This window comes from Priestia iocasae (assembly GCF_016909075.1).
GTDB classification, from domain to species: Bacteria; Bacillota; Bacilli; order Bacillales; family Bacillaceae_H; genus Priestia; species Priestia iocasae.
On sequence record NZ_JAFBFC010000006.1, the window covers coordinates 125,221 to 144,690 of the forward strand.

At 40.1% G+C, this 19,470-nt stretch carries 16 protein-coding genes; 10 read left to right on the forward strand and 6 right to left on the reverse strand.

Annotated features, from left to right (window positions below; genetic code table 11):
• Window positions 1-23: 23 nt before the first annotated feature.
• The gene (locus JOC83_RS20360; protein ID WP_205188347.1) at window positions 24-623 is read right to left on the reverse strand and encodes a thermonuclease family protein; all 600 of its coding nucleotides are present in this window, start codon (window positions 621-623) and stop codon (window positions 24-26) included.
• Between the two features lie 338 nt (window positions 624-961).
• On the opposite strand from JOC83_RS20360, the gene JOC83_RS15800 reads away from it, so the two are divergent.
• The 3 genes from JOC83_RS15800 to JOC83_RS15810 all read left to right on the forward strand — a co-directional run bounded on the left by JOC83_RS15800 (window position 962) and on the right by JOC83_RS15810 (window position 3,327).
• Window positions 962-1,543 (forward strand): hypothetical protein, encoded by a 582-nt coding sequence (locus JOC83_RS15800; RefSeq protein ID WP_205188348.1) that lies wholly within the window; start codon window positions 962-964, stop codon window positions 1,541-1,543.
• Between the two features lie 476 nt (window positions 1,544-2,019).
• Window positions 2,020-2,535, forward strand: coding sequence for an alpha-helical endospore appendage domain-containing protein (locus JOC83_RS15805; RefSeq protein WP_205188349.1), 516 nt, complete (start codon window positions 2,020-2,022; stop codon window positions 2,533-2,535).
• A 156-nt stretch (window positions 2,536-2,691) separates the two neighbouring features.
• The gene (locus JOC83_RS15810) at window positions 2,692-3,327 is read left to right on the forward strand and encodes a hypothetical protein (protein WP_205188350.1); all 636 of its coding nucleotides are present in this window, start codon (window positions 2,692-2,694) and stop codon (window positions 3,325-3,327) included.
• Window positions 3,328-3,621: 294 nt separating this feature from the next.
• On the opposite strand, the gene JOC83_RS15815 is transcribed toward JOC83_RS15810, so the two are convergent.
• Window positions 3,622-5,778 (reverse strand): choice-of-anchor I family protein, encoded by a 2,157-nt coding sequence (locus JOC83_RS15815; protein ID WP_205188351.1) that lies wholly within the window; start codon window positions 5,776-5,778, stop codon window positions 3,622-3,624.
• 146 nt (window positions 5,779-5,924) lie between these two features.
• The gene (locus tag JOC83_RS15820) at window positions 5,925-6,686 is read right to left on the reverse strand and encodes a DeoR/GlpR family DNA-binding transcription regulator (RefSeq protein ID WP_205188352.1); all 762 of its coding nucleotides are present in this window, start codon (window positions 6,684-6,686) and stop codon (window positions 5,925-5,927) included.
• A gap of 212 nt (window positions 6,687-6,898) precedes the next feature.
• Here JOC83_RS15820 and JOC83_RS15825 point away from each other — a divergent pair, with 212 nt between their 5' ends.
• The 6 genes from JOC83_RS15825 to JOC83_RS15850 all read left to right on the forward strand — a co-directional run bounded on the left by JOC83_RS15825 (window position 6,899) and on the right by JOC83_RS15850 (window position 14,463).
• Entirely contained in the window at window positions 6,899-7,651 is a 753-nt protein-coding gene (locus JOC83_RS15825) for an ATP-binding cassette domain-containing protein (protein WP_205188353.1), read from the forward strand.
• Window positions 7,644-10,265 (forward strand): extracellular solute-binding protein, encoded by a 2,622-nt coding sequence (locus tag JOC83_RS20290; RefSeq protein ID WP_338038935.1) that lies wholly within the window; start codon window positions 7,644-7,646, stop codon window positions 10,263-10,265. The genes JOC83_RS15825 and JOC83_RS20290 overlap by 8 nt, the downstream gene beginning before the upstream one ends.
• Window positions 10,266-10,281: 16 nt before the next feature.
• Window positions 10,282-11,379, forward strand: a complete 1,098-nt coding sequence (phnW, locus tag JOC83_RS15835) for a 2-aminoethylphosphonate--pyruvate transaminase (protein ID WP_205188354.1) — start codon at window positions 10,282-10,284, stop codon at window positions 11,377-11,379.
• A complete protein-coding gene (gene phnX / locus JOC83_RS15840) occupies window positions 11,372-12,190 on the forward strand; it encodes a phosphonoacetaldehyde hydrolase (RefSeq protein ID WP_205188355.1) in 819 nt (272 codons plus the stop codon). Before phnW ends, phnX begins: the two co-directional genes overlap by 8 nt.
• Window positions 12,177-13,538 (forward strand): (R)-1-hydroxy-2-aminoethylphosphonate ammonia-lyase, encoded by a 1,362-nt coding sequence (gene pbfA / locus JOC83_RS15845; RefSeq protein ID WP_205188356.1) that lies wholly within the window; start codon window positions 12,177-12,179, stop codon window positions 13,536-13,538. Before phnX ends, pbfA begins: the two co-directional genes overlap by 14 nt.
• A 217-nt stretch (window positions 13,539-13,755) precedes the next feature.
• Window positions 13,756-14,463, forward strand: a complete 708-nt coding sequence (locus tag JOC83_RS15850) for a M48 family metallopeptidase (protein WP_205188357.1) — start codon at window positions 13,756-13,758, stop codon at window positions 14,461-14,463.
• A 53-nt stretch (window positions 14,464-14,516) separates the two neighbouring features.
• On the opposite strand, the gene katG is transcribed toward JOC83_RS15850, so the two are convergent.
• Window positions 14,517-16,700, reverse strand: coding sequence for a catalase/peroxidase HPI (katG, locus tag JOC83_RS15855; protein ID WP_205188358.1), 2,184 nt, complete (start codon window positions 16,698-16,700; stop codon window positions 14,517-14,519).
• Between the two features lie 384 nt (window positions 16,701-17,084).
• Between katG and JOC83_RS15860 the strand changes: the two genes are divergently transcribed.
• The gene (locus JOC83_RS15860; protein ID WP_205188359.1) at window positions 17,085-17,498 is read left to right on the forward strand and encodes a hypothetical protein; all 414 of its coding nucleotides are present in this window, start codon (window positions 17,085-17,087) and stop codon (window positions 17,496-17,498) included.
• Between the two features lie 86 nt (window positions 17,499-17,584).
• Here the strand turns inward: JOC83_RS15860 and JOC83_RS15865 are convergent, their stop codons facing one another.
• Together JOC83_RS15865 and JOC83_RS15870 are read right to left on the reverse strand one after the other, a co-directional pair.
• Window positions 17,585-18,232, reverse strand: a complete 648-nt coding sequence (locus tag JOC83_RS15865) for a cupin domain-containing protein (protein ID WP_205188360.1) — start codon at window positions 18,230-18,232, stop codon at window positions 17,585-17,587.
• Window positions 18,233-18,610: 378 nt separating this feature from the next.
• Entirely contained in the window at window positions 18,611-19,327 is a 717-nt protein-coding gene (locus tag JOC83_RS15870) for a hypothetical protein (protein WP_205188361.1), read from the reverse strand.
• Window positions 19,328-19,470 lie beyond the last annotated feature (143 nt).

The following is a 19,470-nucleotide window of genomic DNA, read 5'->3' on the forward strand; positions in this document are numbered from 1 at the left end:
TTCGGACAGTGACAGGCCTTTTTTTACTTCCAGATCCCTTTTTTAAAGGTCGCAGCTTCCTTTTCATATTTTGATAAGGTTGTTGCGTATTTATTATTTGCAGAATTTGTAACAGCTCGAGCATATCCTTCACGCACTAAGGTCTGGTTAATCATATTTTTTCCTACATGTACATAAGCCCACAAGTTTCCTTGCTTATCGTATTTTACTTTATCAAACTCTAAAGTGACTGTTTGATTCAATATTTTACGTTGTAAGAAGTCGTGAGCTAAATTTTGTGAAAGATTATTAGATAATTTAACTCCAATAAGGTTAATGGTTGTTGCTTTACCATTGACATAACCACGGATAGCCGACCCATTACGAATGTATGTAACTTTCACTGTTGTGGGTTGTGCTTCTGCTTTCTTAGGTGCTACTGTCGTTCCTTGTTTAGGCTTTGTTGTTGGAGCTCCACTGTTGTGATTATGATATTGACCATAATTTAAACCCCAATTTTCACAATTAGTACGACAAGTATGACCGCCATTTCCATCTGTACGCCCTGGATGAGCATAAGTAGGTGCAGTTATACCTAGAAGTAAGGACGTTGATAATAAGGCACTTACTATTTGTTTTTTCATTACATATTCTCCCTATCTTATAAATATCAAACTGATACTATATTACTACCAAGGGCGAGAAATTTCCATATATATTTTATTTACATAGTGTTAATAGTGAAAAGGAACTATACAGCACCACAATTAAGGTATAGTGGGAATAGAAAGGCTAAAATGATTGTTGCTTAATAAAGGTTAAAGAATAATCCAGATACGTTCTTACGCGTAGTTAAAAGACTGATAGATTAATAAAAGATAAAAACTCCTATCAGCCCCTTTTTGATAACCTCACCCAAAATAGGTACACCTTTTTTGTTAGGATGTAAAAAACAATCACCTAAAAGAAAAGAGGAGAGCCCTTGTTTACAATAAGAAGACTTACCCCAACGTGCCCTAAATGTAACGGTTGCCATACGTACGATGTGATTCCGGAACTCCCAAGCGAACCACAGTGGCAGCTACGACCCTTTGATTTTTCTCTAGAAACCTATTCGGTAGGCAATGCAACGTATTACTGTATGGACTGCGAGTATAAATGGAAGAAGTATAGAGGAAAGAAGCCTTATGAAAAGATAAAGGTCATTTACGCACACGCTGGTGGATTCCCTGGCCCTTATCATAAGGTAAAAGTGGATGTAGCGAGAAGTATAGTCGAATACAAAGCAGATTTTTCTTATGACAGTGAATTACCTGTTCACGATCGTAAGGAACGATCGAAAGAAGAACTCGAATTCTTTCTTGCCAAGCTGTACACATGTGATTTTATGAATTGGGCTGAAGAGTATGACATGTCAGGGCCTGTGCTAGATGGGACACATTGGAGCATTCGGATTGAATACGATACGCACTGCGAGATGAAACGAGGGAGTAACCACTATCCATCTAAATGGGCGACATTTTGTAAAGCAATTTCGAGCTTAAGTGGATATGAGTATTACTAGAAGGTAGATTCCTAATGTCGGGTACCTGTCATTTCCCAAATAGATTGAAGAAGTTGGGGGCGTGACAGGCACTTTTATTTATAAGAGTAGTCTTCTGCAAACGGATCAAATTATTGAAAGCCACAACTCAATAGGTGATAGAGATTATAAGGAAATTTACTCATAGTAATGGTCGGGTAGTTTAAGGTGAGTGTGATACATCATGCAATCATTTAATTAAATCTTTAAAGTCCTTCGTTCATAACGATAACGGCGTTCAAAAATTATTCATTTAATAGTATGAAAAGATTCATAACACTACCTTTAGCTCAAACGTTTCCCAACAACATTTTTAGCTGAATGATACATCTACTAGAACATTCTGTCTCAAAAGAGGGAATGACCTGAAAAATATAATAACTTTAGTAGAAACGTACAGGCATTTTCTTGAAAAAATAATAGAATATAGCGTAGTGAATCAGAAAGAGGTGTTATTTATGAATTTATGTAAAAGATGCGGACAACGTACGGATATGTGCCGCTGCTTATCCCCTTATAAACAACGTTATAACTACGCACAGCCTTCTAAACATGTTTTCGTTAAAGGTTATAATAAAAGTTATACTGATTGTGATAATGACTATTACAACGACCATTGTAAATACAGAGAGTGCAGAAGGAAGCCAAAATCGACCCCTCCATCTTCATCTCCATCACAAAGTGCAAACCCAAACTCCAATCCACCTTCCTGTCCACCTCCTTGTCCACCTAAACCATGCAACGAAAGCCTTAGTGAACTCATTTCATCAGCTGCAGAAATTGAAAATGCAATGGCAAACGCTATTAATGCGGAAGTAGATTTGCTTAAACGTGGAAATTTAACAACTGAACAGCTGATAATTCTGACAAATAAATTAGAAAATCTATTAAAATTGGTAATAAAAAAAGAAATTGTATTGGAATTTTTAATTGAGGATGCAACGAAAGCTTGTAAAGAGTCGGACTCTAAGTAACCTTAGTTATTTAGCCTTTTTATTGTTGCTTATCCTTTTAAGGGATAATCGTTTATACCAATTCTAGTAGACAAGCATAAAGTGTAGATAGGGACTCTGAAATACCAAGTATCGTATGAAATAGAAGTCTACTAAAATTGAGAAAGGGAGTTTAAAATGGCAAATGGACCATTTATCAATGCGGCTGCAAAGATTGAAGAGGCAATCGCAGCTATTTTACAGTTTGCTGCAACAACTGAAGATAAGGGGTTTATTGAACGTATTACCAGATTGGCTATCAAAAAAGAAATTGTGTTGGAATTGTTACTGGATGAAGTCGGTCAAGTTGAAACTGAATGTCGATGTAGTGGTGCAGTTAATGTAACCATTCCGAATACGAGTATAACTGTTAATAATGTTCAAGACATAGGGACTGTTATGTTTGTTGGTCAAATTTGTCCTAACTGTTTTGTGGAAGGATCTGGTTTTACTTTTAATTTCATGGATAATACACCTAACCCAGATAATTCTTTTACGTTTGTGTCAACTAGTATCTCACCTTCTACGTGTAGTATTAGTCCTACTAGTATAAGTTTGAGCTTTAATGGATTAGGGGTTGTTACAAGAGCAGATATGTCAACAGTTAACGTATTCTTTAGTGGGAGCTTAACTGAAGGGACAGTTCCACCTGGTGCAACTGATAACTTTTTCATGTTTTTCAATAGTCAAGAAGTGGGTAATCCGTTTAGTGCATCATATAGTTCTCCTAGTTTACCAGATAGTTCTATTACTGTTGAAGAGTGTAATTCCTAAGAATGTAACCAATCTCCTATCACGAAAAAAGGTATAATTGGTTGCTTTTTTATAAAGCTATTATATGTTGGTTTGAAATGTTGTTCACCTAATAGACGATAGAATTGTATGTAAAAACAATGTTTTTCACATGCAATCTATTATTCCAAAGGTGGATTACATTAATTTAATAGATCTAGAGAAACTCACTATAACGAAAACAATTAAACTAGCAAACAAGCCTTTGGGAGTAATCATATGCATATTAAAAAAAGCTGTACCGATTTAATCAATCCGTACAGCCTTTTTAATACCTTACTTCGTTTTTGTTAATAGTAATGAGATAATCTTTGCCGCTTGTGCTCGTGTGGCTGCTTGGTTTGGTTTGAATTCGCCTTGTTCATATCCGCTCATGACTTGTAGCTCGTATGCTTTTTGTACCGCTTCTTTGGCATAAGGAGCAATAGCTGCTTCGTCTTTGTACGTGAATGAGCCTTGCTTGACCTCAGTGTTCATCACCGTTTCATACGCATAAACAAGAATCGTCGCAAGCTCTGCACGTGAAAGCGGATGGTTCGGTTGGATGAGCTCGGCTGGGATGATGTTCTGTTCGTTTAATTGCGTCATAAGCTGTTCAAATGAATGCGCTGGAAACGCTCTTGATAAAATTGACGAAAGCTGAGCATACGTTAAGGGTTTGTTCGGTGAAAATGTGTGAGCATCTGTACCAAACAAAATGCCACGATTCACTAATTCGTTTACATATGAATAGCTCCAATGCGAAGCAGGGACATCGTTAAACTCATAAGACTGATCTGTTGTTAGGGTTTTGTCGTCTAATTCATAAACGGCGACGGTTCCTGATACTTCATGCGTGGCACTTAATAAAGGCTTGCCAGTTGGGCTATCAGATGCCGGGATAAAAACCAATCCTTCTGGTGAAACGTCTCCTTTTACATTTTCAGAAAAATCACGGCTTGAAATCATCGTCACAAATTTAGAAGAAGCAGGGTTTGTCACATCATAGACCATAATCGCACTGATTCGCTCTAAGGCAATAAAGGCATACTTGTTGCTGCCGATTTCCCCGGTCACAACGGTTTCGGGTTCTGGTCCTTTCGATGAGCTACGCTTGTCCATGTTGATTTCATCGTTACTCGTATTAAAATATTCAGGTAGGGCGTCATGTGTAATACGCTCAAAGTCAGAGCCAGAGTCGAATACAACGTCCATCGTCTCGGCATCAAAAATCGTAAAGCTACGCGTACCATAAGAATGAAGAGACTCATATACATCGTTGACTTGTCCGTTTTCAGTTGTAATCTTCGTTTTATTCAGGCGATCCAACCAGCCGTCTTTGATAAGTTCATCTAATTCTTCTTGTGTATAACCTGCATAATGCTTTGCGTCCAGTCGTACAGAGCCTGCGATATCACCAATGGATGCTTCTTCTGAGTACGCTTGATAATCGCGTGCATCCCCTTCATTTGGTGTTAAAATGTACGTTTTACCTTTATACTCCATCACATCAATCGCATCAGGCATGTAATACCCTAAAAGAGGTTGTTTCTCTAAGCTATATTTTCCGTCTTGAACCGCATCAAGCTCGTTGCCTTTCACCGAATGATCCTTTACGCCAAGACCTTTTACATGTAGAATCTTTTTTGCTTCAAGGTCAACCGTTGCGATAGCATTGTTTTCTTGCATAGAGACGTAAGCCGTTTTACTATCGGCTGACACCGAAATATATTCTGGTTCTAATTGTTGAGCGATGGTTCCTTTTGATTGAACACGGACGTTCTCGTCAAGTAACTCTTCGCTAAACGGAAGCAACGTATGAGAGAGTATGTCGTTTTGTTTCATTTGACTTTTTAGCTCAATAATGGAAAGAGAGCCTTCAGGGTCAACGCTGTAATCGTCTGTTGGTTCGCCTTCATTCGCAACAATGACCTTTGTGCCATCTTTTGAGAACGTCACCATATCAGGCAAAGAACCAACTTTTACTTTCGTGAGATATGTACCGTCTTTTTTCAAAAAGACAATGTAGCCAGGATCCGTTTTGGGCTGACTGACAACGGCTAGTGCGATAAGGTCTTTCGTTGGGTGTGACGCAATGCTTGTTATATCATCAACACGATCAATGCCTAAGTCTTTTGAGAAAATTCGTTTTTTCGAGGGAATGCTTGAGAATTGATTTGATTTTAATGATTGAAATGAAAGGATATCAAAAGCTGTCTCTGCTCCGTTTGTGACAAACGCTTGTTTTGACGCTGCATCAAACGCTAAAATCTCCGTTCCACCTTTTCCTGATTGACTATTATATTGACCAATCTGTGAAATAGACAGCGACTCTCCTTTGTATTGATAAAAAGAAGTCTCCGGATTCTCTGCTAACACCGCAAGCGGTGCGCCGACTGTACATACAAGACTAGCAGCGATGGCGCTAGACCATAACGATTTTTTCATCTTCATATCGATTCCTCCTATTTAAAAATACCTTTTAATGGTATCAATTGTTTGTAAAATCAATATGAAGCTTGTGTAAAGGTATAAATGGTTAACTACAAAAAAGGGCTGATCACATTCCGTATCATGTCGGAAGTAATCGGTCCTTTTTATTATTTTGCTAGATACAGCTGAATGCCAGCTGCTTCGTATGTTTTTTGGATGTCCTTTGGCAGGTTGCAGTCGGTAATAATGGCGTGAACGTCACTTAGAGGCGTGACGGCCACAGTGACGTTCTTCTCAAATTTTTCACTACCAGCTGCGACGTAGACTTGTTCGGCAAGAGAGATGATTTTTTTTCGGGTAACGACTTCTTCTAAGCTGTAATCTGAAATGCCTTTTTCAAGTGAAATGCCGCTTGCGCAAATGAAGGCTTTTGTGACGTTTAGTTTTTCAAAGTTAAATAAATAGTCATAAGTCACAATGGACTGTTCTTGTTTGCGCATTTTTCCACCTATTATAATCAGCTCTACGTCGCTATGTAGAAGTTCAGACGCCGCTGGAAGTGAATTGGTGACAACGGTTAGTTTCTTTTTTGTTTTCATGTATTTTGCAATATGGTACGTCGTGGATCCGCTATCTAAATAGATGCAGTCGCCGTCATTAATGAGCTGACTACATGCTTTAGCAATCGCTTCTTTTTCCTCGAGGTTTTTCACCATTCGCTCATCAATGTTCGATTCTCCCATGATGGTTTCAATTAGTTTAATTCCACCATAAATCTTTTCAATCTTTCCTTGTTTCACAAGCTGTTGAATGTCTCTGCGAACCGTATCAATCGATATATCTAATGCTTCAGTTAATTCATTCATCGTTAATGTTTTTTTGACAACGAGCATTCGTAAAATAAGTTGTTGTCGTTCTAATGGATACATAATGGGCACGTCCTTTGTCGGTATTTCCTTCTTTATTTTACTAAATGATGCCTAACTCATCAACATGGTAAATGTTAAAGTGTGAATAACATATGCAAAACTTTATTAAAAGTTATGAATAACATATGCAAATTTTAACGTCTTGTTTACAAAATTCGTGTTTTTCTTTTACAAACTGATTTTATACTGAGGGGGAATAAGGAGGTGGCGATGTGCTACATGTACAACACGTGTCAAAGCAATTTGGTGAAAAAATGGTGTTAGAGGATATTAGTTTTCATGTGAAGCCAGGAGAGATTGTTTCTCTACTGGGTGCAAGTGGCAGTGGAAAGACAACATTATTAAAAATGATACTAGGCTTAATGCCAGTAGACGGTGGGACAATTCATTATCAGGATAAAGATGTCACACATCTTCCAATGAAAAAACGAGGATTTAACATTGTGTTTCAGGACTATGCGTTGTTTCCGCATTTAAATGCGGTTGATAATATCACATATGGATTACGAAATAACCCGGACTTAACGACGGAGGCAGAAGTTGAGGAGTATATCGACTTTCTAGGGTTAACGCCTCATAAGCACAAAAAAATTCATGAATTGTCTGGTGGGCAAAAACAACGAGTAGCACTTGCACGAACGTTAGTCATGAAGCCGAATGTACTGTTATTAGATGAACCGCTTAGTGCATTAGATGGCGTAATTAAAGAGTCAATTAAGGAGCGAATTCAATCGATTGCTAAAGAGTTTGGTCTTGCAACGATTATTGTCACACATGATCCTGAAGAGGCGTTAACGTTATCCGATAAGATTCTATTGATTAATAAAGGAAGAGTAGCTCAGTTTGATACGCCAGAACGCATTATCCAATCACCAGCCTCAACATTTGTAGATGAGTTTATTGTAAGACAGCTGAATATTAAACGTCGCAATCTTTTCACACTTTTTGGTGGTTCGTATGCGTAATACGACAGGAACAATGAGAGGAATTACGTCAGGCATTTGGTTTGTATTTATTTGCTTTTTGTGTGTCCCACTTTTGTTCTTATTTTATCGTTCATTTTCAGTCGATGAAGAACAATTGCTTCGTCATTATGAAGATGTGATGACAGATGCAACGTTTCAGCAAGCGTTTCTTAATAGTATAAAGGTTTCATTGGTGTCAGCAGTTATCACGACGGTACTTGCTTTTTGGATAGCGTATACCGTACACGCGACGAACCTTACAAAAGGGTTTAAGCGTGTAATTCATATAGGAATTCTACTGCCGATGCTGTTGCCAACCATTACATATGGTTTTGCGATTATGTACTCATTTGGCAATCAGGGTTTGATGACCAAACTAGTGGGAAGTCAAATCTTTTCGATTTACGGCTTTCCAGGCTTGCTTATTGGCTATGTAATCTATACATTACCGCCTGCTTTTCTACTCATTTCAAATGGTTTTTTGTATGTAGATAAGAAGGTGGTGATTGTGTCGAACTTAATGGCCGACTCTCCGTGGCGAGCGCTTTGGCACACGACGTTACGTCCGTTAGTAGGTGCCATTAGTGGAGCGTTTGTGCTGGCTTTTATTTTGAGTTTTACCGACTTTGGGATTCCTGCTTCATTAGGTGGGACTTATCCAGTTGTAGCAACACAGCTATATCAAGCGATGTTAGGCGCGATTCCAAGTTTCGCAAATGGGGCAGTTATTGCGATTATCATGCTTCTTCCTGCAGTGATGGGGGTTATACTTCTTCGTTATGTAGATCGCTTCCACTTTCATTCAGAAGATTTGACCGACATGGACATGCTTCCGAATCGAGTGCGTGATGTTTTCGCTGGAGTTGTGGCTACGCTCGTTTGCGGGGGAGTGGTATCGATTTTCTTAGTCATGTTTTTCGTACCGTTTTTTCAAAGGTTTCCATATGACTTAACGCTAACGGCAGATCATGTGGTACAAGTGCTGCAGTCGAACATGCTACTTTCTGTGTATCAAAACTCTGTCATCATTGCCGTACTAACCGCGATTGCGGGGACTCTTTTAGCGTTTACAGCTGCACTTATGCGTGTCCGAACATCTGTAAAAGGAGCCAATGCGTTTGATTGGTTTGCGATGGTGGCCAATACGGTTCCAGGGATGGTGCTTGGAATTTCCTATCTGCTTTTATTTAATGGCAGCTCGTTAAAAGGAACATTTACCATCATCGTTATTAGCATTGTAATTCACTATTTTACAACACCATATTTAATGGCAAAGCAAGCGCTTGAAAAAATCAATCCGTCATGGGAAACGACGGCTGCGTTACTTGGCGATTCTTGGTGGCAAACCATTCGTCGCCTCTTGTTGCCAAATGTGAAGGACACACTGGTTGGAATGCTTTCTTATTTTTTTATTCATGCCATGGTGACAATTAGTGGGATTATCTTTTTAGTGACGCCGGAAACGTCTGTGATGGCAAGTAAAATCAAAGAACTTCAGCATTTTGCTAAATTTAACGATATTTTTGTGTTGTCTCTCCTCATTTTTGCGACGAATTTATTGGTTAAAATCGGGAGTGGATTTGTTGTTCAGCAATTTCAATATTCAAAAGAAGAGAGGAAACAAAACATGAAGAAATGGTGGAAACGATTAGCGGTAACAGCATCTCTAGCAAGTGTGATTGGAATAATTGTTGCATGCAGTAACGGTGCAGGTGATGAGAAGGTTGTGATTCAAACGAACGGAGACGAAGAAGCAGTAGATGCGATGGAATCGGCCCTTCAAGAAGCAGGATACGATGATCAATACGTGGTCCAATCGTTAGGAACGTCTGAATTAGGTGGGAAGCTTTTAGCAGAGGGCGAGAACATTGATGCAGATTTAGTCACCATGAGCTCATACTTTTTAGAAAGTGCACAAGAAGAGCATGACATGTTTGCTGATATCTCGTTTGATACGAAGCCATTAGCGGAATATCCTTCTTATTATACTCCGATCTTAGCGAACACAGGAGCAATCTTTGTAAATGAAGAGGCGTTAAAAGAAAAAGGATTACCAATGCCAACATCGCTGCAAGATTTAACCGATCCAAGGTTTAAAGGAGCAATCTCAATCCCGAATATTATGGACTCCTCGACAGGCTGGTTACTTGTACAATCCATTATGGAAACATACGGGGAAGAGGAAGGTAAAAACATGTTACAAGCGCTAGTAGAGAATAGCGGTCCGCATTTAGAAAGCTCTGGTTCTGGCCCGATTAAGAAAGTACAAGCAGGTGAAACAGTAGCAGGCTTTGGTTTGCGTCATCAGGCAGTCAAAGCAAAAGCAGAAGGAGCACCGATTGCTTTTGTTGACCCGAACGAAGGAAATTATTCGTTAACAGAGTCAGTAGCCGTCGTGAAAAAGGGAGAAGAGAAAGAAGCGCTAGCAACTGAAATGGCAGAAGTACTGATTAAAGATGCACGTGAACAGCTTCTTACTCATTACCCAGTTGCGTTGTATGAAGGTGAGACTGTATCAGCGGAAAATAAGCCTGCGAATCCGAAAACATACAAAGAGTCTCTAACGGTTGAGTTATTAGAGAAACATCAAACATTGTTCCAATCTGTTCAATAAGAAAGGAGGACACAGTATGTCATCATATAAATTGTTAACCCCAGGTCCATTAACAACGTCCAGAGCGGTGAAAGAACAAATGTTAGTAGACCGCTGCACATGGGATGATGATTATAAAGCTATTACACAGAAGATTCGCCGTCAATTGCTAGGACTTGCTCACGTACCGGAACATGTGTACACGACCGTTTTAATGCAAGGTAGTGGAACGTTTGTGGTAGAGGCCGTATTAAATACGTGCCTTGGTCCCACTGACAAAGCGTTGATTATTACAAACGGAGCGTATGGAGAGCGTCTAGCACAAATTGCAGCTTACAATCAAAAGAACTTTTGTACATATGCATTGCCTTATAATGCAGTTCCTGAAGGAGATGTAGTAGAGGACATATTGAAAGGTGATCAGGCTATTACGCATGTGGTGATGGTTCATTGCGAAACAACAACAGGAATGTTAAATCCAGTAGAGATGGTTGCCAACATTGCAAAGCGTCATGGTAAAATCGTCATCATTGATGCGATGAGTAGCTTTGGTGGTATACCGATGCATGTGGAAGACCTTCAGCTAGACTTTGTGATTAGTAGTGCTAATAAGTGTATTCAAGGTGTGCCAGGCTTCGGTTTTGTAGTGGCTAAAAAAGAGCAACTGCTTGCTTGTGAAGGCAATGCAACGAGTCTATCACTAGACTTAGTGGCACAGTGGAAAGAGATGGACAAAGACGGAAAGTGGCGCTACACCTCTCCAACCCATGTGGTCGCGGCATTTTCAAAAGCATTGGACGAGCTAGAAGAAGAAGGAGGCGTACAAGCACGGTATACAAGATATCGGACAAACAATGCGACCTTACGAAAAGAGATGGAGAAGCTTGGATTTCACTCATATATTGCAGAAGTAGTGCAATCGCCAATTATCACAACCTTTTTGTTTCCATCTTCTACATTCTCATTTAAATCTTTCTATGAATTTATTAAAGCACGAGGCTATGTCATTTATCCCGGGAAGTTAACGAATGTTGACACATTTCGAATTGGTAACATTGGAGACATTCACGAAGAGGATATGATCGAACTTGTTCAAATCATCGCTGATTATCAAGGAGGAAAAATAGATGCGTAACATTCAAGGTGTGATTTTTGATTGGGCTGGAACGATGGTTGATTTTGGTTGCTTTGCCCCGGTTCAGGTATTCATTGATATCTTTACAGAGGCAGGAGTGGTTCCGACGATGGAGGAGGCGCGTGCGCCAATGGGAATGTTAAAGATTGACCATATTCGAGCGATGTTGCAAGGAGAACGATTAGGAGCAAAGTGGCAAGAAGTACATGGCCGTTCGTTTACCGAAGAAGATGTGAAACAATTGTACGCTGAATTTGAGTCGGCTCTTTTAGCATCGCTAGCGAACTATACGACTCCGATTCAAGGCGTCGTCGCCACCATTGAAGTGTTACGTAAAAACGGACTAAAGATTGGATCGACAACAGGCTATACAGATAACATGATGGATATTGTGGTCCCACACGCAAAGGAAAAAGGCTATTCGCCAGATTTTATGGTAACAGCTGATGCGACAAACGGATACGGTCGTCCTTATCCATACATGATTTATCGCAACATGGAGAAGCTATCGATTGCATCATGTGCCCAAGCGGTGAAGGTAGGAGACACCATTTCGGATATAAAAGAAGGACTTCATGCAGGTGTTTGGACAGTTGGGGTAGTCGTAGGAAGTTCTGAAATGGGCTTAACAGAAGAAGAATACTACGCACTTTCGGATGAGAAGAAACGAGAAGTGAAAGAGCTCGTCACAAATCGCTTCTTAGAGGCAGGAGCGCATTACGTAATTGAGACGATAAACGAACTGCCTCAATTAATTGACACAATTAATGAAGTGATGGAGCAAGGAGAAACTCCTTATGCTCGATTATAATTGGCTCAATCGAGAGGGAGATACGAATCATGGAAAGGGACGGGAAGCCTGGATGCGTACCGTCCCTCCTTTAATCAGTGAAGCAATTGAAGCTGACAAGCAATCTTTTTTCAAGCAGTCGATGTCGACTCCTTGTCTTTCTTCTATCGTCGATGCAGAAGGTTGTTATCTGATTGATAAGACAGGCAAGAAGTATTTAGATTTTCATGGAAACAGCTTGCACCAAGTAGGCTATAAAAATCCATATGTAGTTGAGGCGGTCACGCGCCAACTGAATCAGCTTCCGTTTATACCACGGCGATTCACAGCAGACATTACGGTTGAAGCCGCTCAAACTTTAATTCAGCAAACAACATCGCATGATTACTGTGTTCTTTTTACGCCATCTGGTGCAGCGGCAGTAGGAATCGCTTTAAAAATTGCACGTAAAGTCACGGGTCGTCACAAAGTCATTTCAATGTGGGAATCGTTTCACGGTGCAGGATTAGACACGATTTCAATCGGTGGAGAATATGTATTTAAAAAAGAGATGGGCCCGATGATGCCAGGGATGATAAAATCGATTCCTTACAACGCCTATCGGAACCTTTTTGGACTTACCGAGCCGGAGAAAGTAGCGGAGCAATGCTTAGCCTATCTTGAGTACTGCATAGAGCACGAAGGTGAAATCGGTGCGATTGTTCTTGAACCCATTCGCGCAACAGACACACACATACCGCCGCGTTCTTATTTTCAACGTCTGAGAGAGTTGTGTGACCGACATGGTATTCTCCTTATTTTCGATGAAATTCCGACGGCCTTTTTACGAAGTGGCTCGTATTATGTGCATCAACAATTTGGAGTAGAGCCGGATATTCTCGTACTAGGTAAAGGGTTAGGTGGTGCAGTGGTGCCACAAGCGGCGGTTTTAGTGCAAAGGAAATGGGATCAGGCAGATGATCTTTCTTTAGGTCACTATACACATGAAAAGCCCGCATTAGGCAGTGCAGCCATTGTAGCAATGACTCATTATTTAGAAGACTATCATGTAAAGGACAATGTCGCTCGTCTATCTCACTTCGTTCAGACCGAACTCCAAGCCATGCAAAAGCGTCACGAAGCAATTGGAGACATTCGAGTGGCAGGCTTACTTATCACGATTGAGCTTGTACAAGACAGAGTGACGAAAGAAAAGGCAAGCAAGCTAGCTGAGTATGTTCTATATTATTGCTTAACGAAAGGATTGTCTTTTAAAGTAAGCGCAGGAAACTGTATTACATGGCATCCTCCATTAATTATTACGGAATCACAGCTAAGTGAAGCTTTGGCATTGTTAGAAGAGGCCTTGACTACTTATCAAGAAGCGTAGTTATAATACGATATATTGTTTGGTTGTACAGTTTTAACGAGCTCCTGTTATGTAAAATGACAGGAGCTTTTTTGATAAGCAGTTAAAATGTACATAAGAATGAGTGATTCATTCAACTAACATGTGCAACGTTCGTAAAAAGTAGTAAAATATTAGAGACACATTTGTTAGAACATAAATAGAGACAACCATCCTAAACCATTCAACAGGTGATAAAATGATTCATACGTATTTAGGTGAGACCATCCGTTTTGAAATAAAATATAAAAACCGAACGTCGATTGGGATTTCGGTTGATAGCTATGGAGATTTAGAGGTGCTAGTTCCGAAAAAAACGCCGGATGAGCAGGTGATTCGGGTGTTAGAAACCAATTGGGACGTGATTCAGCAAAAGGTTAATGAAATGAAGGAAAGGCTGAATGGACCGCAAGAAAAGGTGTATGAAAATGAAGAGGAGTTTCTTTATTTAGGAAAGACGTATCCCATTCACATCATTCAAGATGCCGAGGTTGAACAAGACTATGTCGTGTTGAAAGGGAACGCATTACATGTTTACGCCAGGGAGCTAGATGATGAAAAGCTAAAGCAATCACTCAAACGATTTTATTATCAACAAACAAAGTCGTTAGTCGAAGCGCGCGTTACTTCCTATCAGCACCACTTTAAAACAAAGCCACGTTCCATACGGATTACCGATAGCCCAACGACGTGGGGAACGTGTGATTCGAACCTTCGATTAACCTTCAACTGGCGATTAGCCATGGCTCCACAGGACGTGATTGACTATGTGGTCGTTCATGAGATGTGTCACATGGTTCATCTCAATCATGATCGCTCCTTTTGGCGTCTCGTTGGCAAAATCATGCCAGACTACAAGGAAAAAGAAAGATGGTTGGCGTTATCGAATTGGAAGATGACGGTGTAACAAAAAAGCACGCAACCCCCATACAGGGAGGTTTGCGTGCTTTTTATATCCATTTATTTTAAATCAAAACGATCGGCATTCATCACTTTCACCCAAGCTGCGATAAAGTCACGAACGAATTTTTCTTTGTTGTCGTCTTGTGCGTATACTTCGACAATAGCGCGTAAAACTGAGTTAGAACCGAATACAAGGTCAACGCGCGTTGCTGTTCGCACGACTTCACCTGTTTGACGGTTACGTCCTTCATAGACAACGTCGTCTACTGGCTTCCATGCGATTCCCATATCAAGCAGGTTCACAAAGAAGTCATTTGTAAGCGTACCAACGCGATCTGTGAAAACGCCGTGTTTTGTACCGCCGTGGTTCGTACCTAACACGCGTAGGCCACCAACTAGTGCCGTCATTTCTGGTGCTGTTACGTTCAATAATTGAGCTTTGTCGACGAGTAGCTCTTCTGGACTAACGCTGAATTGCTTTTTCTGATAGTTACGGAACCCATCCGCAACTGGCTCAAGTACAGAGAAGCTTTCAACATCCGTTTGTTCTTGTGTTGCATCGCCACGTCCTGACACAAACGGAACGGTTACATCAAAGCCTGCATCCTGTGCGGCTTTTTCGATTGCGGCGCTACCACCAAGTACAATTAAATCAGCTAGGCTTACGTTTTTGTCTACATGCTTTTGAATGTTTTCCAATACATCTAGTACGTTTGCTAGTTTTTCAGGTTCATTTGCTTCCCAATCCTTTTGTGGAGCAAGACGGATGCGCGCACCATTTGCACCACCGCGCATATCAGAGCCGCGGAATGTGCTTGCTGAAGCCCAAGCCGTTGTTACAAGCTCGCTGATTGTAAGTCCTGAATCTAAAATCATCACTTTGATTTTTTCCACTTCGTCGTCTGTTAACGTATAATCAACAGTCGGTACAGGATCTTGCCAAATCAGCTCTTCTTTAGGCACTTCTGGACCAAGATATCGATCGCGAGGACCCATGTCACGGTGAGTAAGCTTGAACCATGCACGTGCAAATGCATCCGCAAATTCGTCTGGATTCTCATAGAAGCGACGAGAAATCTTTTCATAATCTGGGTCCATGCGTAACGCCATATCCGCTGTTGTCATCATCGTTGGAACACGAACCGATGCATCTTCTGCGTCTGGAGCCAGATGATCTTCAGCAGGGTTGATAGGAGCCCATTGATGTGCGCCTGCTGGACTCTTTGTTAGCTCCCACTCATAGCCAAATAGTAACTCAAAGTATCCATTGTCCCACTGCGTTGGATTCGCTGTCCACGCACCTTCCACGCCGCTCGTAATCGTGTCACGACCTTTTCCACTTCCATGTGTACTTAACCATCCTAAGCCTTGTGCCTCAATAGGTGCCGCTTCTGGCTCTAGACCAACATGAGCAGCATCTCCTGCACCATGTGCTTTACCGAATGTATGACCACCAGCAACAAGCGCAACGGTTTCTTCATCGTTCATCCCCATACGTGCGAATGTGTCACGAATGTCACGCGCACTTGCTAGTGGGTCTGGCTTTCCATTAGGTCCTTCTGGATTTACATAGATAAGTCCCATTTGAACAGCAGCGAGTGGGTTTTCAAGCTCACGGTCACCTGTGTAACGCTTGTCGCCGAGCCATTCTGTTTCTGTACCCCAGTAAATGTCTTCTTCTGGATGCCACACGTCTTCACGTCCGCCTCCAAAGCCAAACGTCTTAGCGCCCATTGATTCAATCGCGACATTCCCCGTTAAAATCATTAAGTCAGCCCAAGAAATCTTGTTGCCGTACTTTTGTTTAATCGGCCATAGAAGACGACGAGCTTTATCAAGATTTCCGTTGTCAGGCCAGCTGTTTAGTGGAGCAAAACGCTGTGTACCCGTTACGCTACCACCACGTCCGTCAGCTGTGCGGTATGTCCCGGCAGAGTGCCACGCCATACGGATAAAGAAAGGGCCATAATGTCCATAGTCAGCAGGCCACCAATCTTGGCTAGTTGTCATCAAGTCACGAAGATCTTGTTTAAGTGCGTCATAATCTAATTGAGTAAATGCCTCTTTATAATCAAAGCCTTCATCCATTGGATTCGACTTTTTATCATGTTGATGCAGGATGTTTAAGTTTAATTGATTAGGCCACCAATCACGGTTCGATGTTCCAGTTGTTGCTGGACTAGTCGCGCCTCCGTGGTGAAACGGGCATTTTCCAGCGCTCATATTTTCTTTTGCTTCCATCTGTATTTCCTCCCTTAATCATGCTTCTTATTTATAATCAATGTAAAAAATCAATAAATTATAATCATTACTAATTTATAATTATAATAAAGTAGTATATAGAAAGAGAAATGGAATTGCAAGTGATAATCATTACTATTTTATAATAATAATAAACTATTATGAAAATCTTTTATACAAAAAATGTGCCATGCGCGATTTCTTTAGACTGGGTGAAATTTGTTCTTCCATTAATGAATATGAAAGATGTCCATAGAGATTACTTTTTTATTCGCTTTGATCTCATTCCTTTCCTTTTTGATTTATGATAAATAGGTAGGGAGAATGGATGGTATTTGTGGAGATGAATGAGGATTACTACTGCTTATCGAGGAGGACTGTTCATTGAATTCAAGCACAGTTCAGGCTTTTTATCGTGTAGTTAATTATGTGTTCGTGTTTCTGGCCCTTGTTGGCTATTGGTTTGTGAGAGAAAGTTTAATTGATGATGTAGGTATCGATATGAGAATTAGAAGAGGAATCGATCTTGATTACTCGCTTCCAACCTTTTCGTTGATGGCTGTGCTTTATGTGTCGATGTTGCATTATTACCGAAGAATCAAAAAGAATGAGCCATTAAATAAAGTCAACTACCTGCTCTACATCATGATTCTTATCGTCTTGTTTCTGTTTTACGGCTACATCATATACATCGTGAAGTTTGCAGTGCTAGAAAGCATGATGCTACATATGGGAATGTGTTTGTTGTTTTTGATTTGGAATGTAGTGATGGTTGTATTTCTTGATTATGCCAAATAAAAAGGACGATAAGATAAAACAAAGAAAAAGCGCCTGTCACCATGTCGGAATAAGAATGGGTGATGGACGCTTTTTATGATTTATGATTATTGACGATTAAATAGAGGGTCTTTGCCGTTGACACGAATTGAAATTTCTTCGTTTCTTACAGATGGCTCTGTACAGTTGCTTTCGTTTCTCTGCTCAGGAAGAGGGGGACCAATCTCAACCGGTCCTTTAATCGGGCTTAACGTATCGGCCATTTTCTTCGCGTTAATCCCATAGGAAAGCTCATACACTTCGGGAGGGGTGAGTCGTAATGTCGTTGAGCCTAACGCGGTTTCGAATTGATCATTGTTAAAGAAGAGGTGTAAATGCAGCTTTTCCGATAGAGGGGTAATCCAATGCCACCACCCCATAGGAATAAACACCACTTGCCCGGGATTAGCGGTATAGTTGTGCAATTTATTTGTATCGGGGTCGATAATGGAAATTTGTGCTTTTCCTGAAACGACGACGTCTAATTCCCATGCATTTGGATGCCAATGAGGCTCTCGGATATTCCCTTTGGTGAGGTACACATCCGCAAAAGCACCTCCAATCATTGCAGGAAGCTGTGTCGATGTTACCTTATATATCACATTGTCAGCATTTTTCTCAAAGTCAACACTCTTCTTTGAATCAAAAAAGAGATTAGGTGTTCCACTTGTCTTCTTTAAATTTTTATTATCCGTGACAAATCCAGTCGTTCTCATGAATGTTCCTCCCGTTGTCCAGACATGTATGGTTAGAATCTGCCATTTTACTGTTATATGTGAGAGTCATAGGGAATATGAGAGTGGAATTCTACCTCTGGATGCTAAGCTTCGGATAAATCGAAAGAAATGTTGAGGGGGAAAAGCATTGTTTGTTGATCCTGTATCAAAAATGATCATTAAGCAAATGAACAAGGAATGTTCTTCAGTAGTGGGTATTGTAGAGGATTAAATAACAATAGAGACATAACAAAAGCTCGCAATAAGCGAGCTTTTATGATTACACTTCTTAAAAAAGAGTAAGCTAAACGTCTTTCGCTGAGAAGTTGGTAAGAGAATGAAGGTCATCTTTACATCTGATAGATAAGTTCATTACTTTTAACTTAATATACGTCCCGCTTTGTAATTACAACCGCAGCCTCCGCAATCACATTTAATCCATCTGCAATCGTAACATACAATGTCTGTGTAAGAGGATAAATGCTTACTACATTTCCAACAATTAGACACTCTGTATTTTTCGATTTTCCTTTGAATCTCGATTTTTTTCCTTTTATAGATCATATAGTTCTCATGTTCGAGTCTGTTTTTTTCTTCGATTCTTTTATGCTCGCTAACTATTTCTTTAGCTTTCCTATTAAGTGTTTCTTTTTGTACAGTCCCGCAAAATAGTTCTATTTTGTAACCACCATTATATCCACCAGTTTCTTTCATATCAGTTATAAACCCATATAACCTTATACCTGATTCGACTGAAAGTTTATGTATATTAGCTAAGTCTCCGCTCAATTTACCTAGTAAATCCCGATTAAAGTAAACAGATGAATCGTCATTAAATAAATGAAAACGTACTTCACTCAAAAGCTGAGCATCTATATGCTTCTTTTCACAATAAATATAAGCTTTTTCAACTTTATCTTTTACCTTTAGGGTTATTTGTTCTATTCGCTTTTTCCTTTGTATTTCTACATTTTTCTTTATTCTTTCCTCTTCTTCTTTTTCTTGTTGAAGCCTAGGAATCATTACACACTCTCGGCATAATACATTTTGACCAGGTATGCTGATTAGTTGTCCACAATTTTTACAAGTATTCATAATAACCTCCTTGTCTTCATGTCCGGAAATTCATATGCACAATTTTACCAATAAACATTTTGTATATCTATCTTAAAAAATCATTTCCCAAGTCAGCCATTTCCTGAAGTGTCAGCGGTTAATTATGAACTCTCAAACTTTCC

Coding starts and splice junctions, on each gene's coding strand:
- JOC83_RS20360 (WP_205188347.1), bottom strand. CDS start 623: ATGAAAAAACAAATAGTAAGTGCCTTATTATCAACGTCCTTACTTCTA.
- JOC83_RS15805 (WP_205188349.1), top strand. CDS start 2,020: ATGAATTTATGTAAAAGATGCGGACAACGTACGGATATGTGCCGCTGC.
- JOC83_RS15810 (WP_205188350.1), top strand. CDS start 2,692: ATGGCAAATGGACCATTTATCAATGCGGCTGCAAAGATTGAAGAGGCA.
- JOC83_RS15815 (WP_205188351.1), bottom strand. CDS start 5,778: ATGAAGATGAAAAAATCGTTATGGTCTAGCGCCATCGCTGCTAGTCTT.
- JOC83_RS15820 (WP_205188352.1), bottom strand. CDS start 6,686: ATGTATCCATTAGAACGACAACAACTTATTTTACGAATGCTCGTTGTC.
- JOC83_RS20290 (WP_338038935.1), top strand. CDS start 7,644: ATGCGTAATACGACAGGAACAATGAGAGGAATTACGTCAGGCATTTGG.
- phnW (WP_205188354.1), top strand. CDS start 10,282: ATGTCATCATATAAATTGTTAACCCCAGGTCCATTAACAACGTCCAGA.
- phnX (WP_205188355.1), top strand. CDS start 11,372: ATGCGTAACATTCAAGGTGTGATTTTTGATTGGGCTGGAACGATGGTT.
- pbfA (WP_205188356.1), top strand. CDS start 12,177: ATGCTCGATTATAATTGGCTCAATCGAGAGGGAGATACGAATCATGGA.
- JOC83_RS15850 (WP_205188357.1), top strand. CDS start 13,756: ATGATTCATACGTATTTAGGTGAGACCATCCGTTTTGAAATAAAATAT.
- katG (WP_205188358.1), bottom strand. CDS start 16,700: ATGGAAGCAAAAGAAAATATGAGCGCTGGAAAATGCCCGTTTCACCAC.
- JOC83_RS15865 (WP_205188360.1), bottom strand. CDS start 18,232: ATGAGAACGACTGGATTTGTCACGGATAATAAAAATTTAAAGAAGACA.
- JOC83_RS15870 (WP_205188361.1), bottom strand. CDS start 19,327: ATGAATACTTGTAAAAATTGTGGACAACTAATCAGCATACCTGGTCAA.